Below are 1296 nucleotides of genomic sequence, written 5' to 3'. Positions count from 1 at the left end.
GAGCAAGTGCGTCAGGACGCGGATCCTGGTGATCAGGAAACACGCCAGGGCGAAGGTGGGTCGGTTCGCTGGGTGCCTGTCGAGCTGCACGAGGTTCCCGCGCCGGTGGCGGGTCCAGCATTGACCCTGGTTCTGGCCAATGGCTTGCGCCTGGAGGTCGGTGCCGACTTCGAACCCAGGACGCTGCGCCGGGTCTTGGCGGTGCTCCAGGAGCCCCTGGCGGCATGATCAGGCTCGGGGCGCAGACGCAAGTCTATCTGGCTGCCGGAGCGACCGACATGCGCAAGCAGATCGACGGGCTGGCGGCCCTGGTGGTCGATGTGCTCGCGGCCGACCCCTTCTCGAGCCAGGTGTTCGTGTTCTGCAATCGCGGGCGCGACAAGCTCAAGATCCTGGTGTGGCAGCATAACGGCTTCTGGCTGTGGTACCGGCGCCTTGAGCGCGAGCGCTTCTGGTGGCCGATGTCGGCGAGCGAAGGGCCGGTCAAGCTGTCGGCGCGTGAATTCCAGTGGTTGCTCGATGGGCTGGATCCGACCCGGGTTCAGGCGCATAAACGCGCCGATTTCGATCTCATCTAGCGTTCATAAGTATCCGATTTGACAAGGGAATCTGGTATAATGCCGGGCATGTCCAGCACCGCTCAACCCCTCCCCGACGCCCCCGCCGAACTGCGTGCGATCATCGCCCAGTTGACCGAGCAATTGGCCGAGGCGGAGCGTGAACGCGGGGCTCAGGAGCAGCGCATCGCGCAGTTACTCGAGACCATCGAGCTGCTCAAGCGCAAGCGTTTCGGGCGCAGCGCCGATCAAGTTCCCGACAGCCAGCTGCGCCTGTTCGACGAAACCGAACTCGAGGCACTCATCGGCGCACTCGAGGCCGAGTTGCCTGCGCCCGCCGCGCCGGACACCGCCAAGGATAAGGAGACGCCGACCAAGCGCAAACCCGTGCGCCGTCCCCTGCCAAGCCATCTGCCTCGTGTCGAGCGTCTGCTCGATCTCGACGCGGAGGAGAAGGCCTCAATGGGGGATGACTGGAGCTTCATCGGCTACGACACCTCCGAGCAATTGGCCATCCTGCCGCGCCAGACCTACGTCATCGTCTCAAAGCGCGCCAAAGTACGTCGCGCGTACGCAGGACTCCCGGGGGCCGAGATCGGGGTCAAGATGCCCCACGTCCCGAACAGATCATCCCCAAGTCGATCGCCCACGCCTCACTGCTGGCGGGGATCGTCACCGCCAAGTTCGTCGATGCCCTGCCGCTGTATCGCCAGGAAAAGATCTTCGAGCGTGAGGGCAT

General features: G+C 64.5%; 1 protein-coding gene and 3 pseudogenes. All 4 read left to right on the top strand.

Translation table 11 applies throughout. From position 1 onward, the window contains the following. Nucleotides 1-228, top strand: a pseudogene (locus THIDRDRAFT_RS23240) (IS66 family insertion sequence element accessory protein TnpA); the annotation flags it as partial. Beyond that, entirely contained in the window at nt 225-578 is a 354-nt protein-coding gene (gene tnpB / locus THIDRDRAFT_RS23235) for an IS66 family insertion sequence element accessory protein TnpB (RefSeq protein WP_007043397.1), read from the top strand. The pseudogene THIDRDRAFT_RS23240 and the gene tnpB, both read left to right, overlap by 4 nt. Before the next feature lie 39 nt (nt 579-617). Next, nucleotides 618-923: pseudogene (locus THIDRDRAFT_RS27010) on the top strand (IS66 family transposase); the annotation flags it as partial. A gap of 236 nt (nt 924-1159) precedes the next feature. Beyond that, nucleotides 1160-1296, top strand: a pseudogene (locus THIDRDRAFT_RS27470) (IS66 family transposase); the annotation flags it as partial.

It is taken from the genome of Thiorhodococcus drewsii AZ1, assembly GCF_000224065.1.
GTDB lineage: Bacteria > Pseudomonadota > Gammaproteobacteria > Chromatiales > Chromatiaceae > Imhoffiella > Imhoffiella drewsii.
The sequence above is the reverse complement of the archived record's forward strand: the minus strand, read 5'-3'. Positions and strand labels throughout refer to the sequence as shown.

What these genes read in the sequence shown, in the direction of transcription:
- tnpB (WP_007043397.1), top strand. Translation starts at nt 225, where the DNA reads ATGATCAGGCTCGGGGCGCAGACGCAAGTCTATCTGGCTGCCGGAGCG.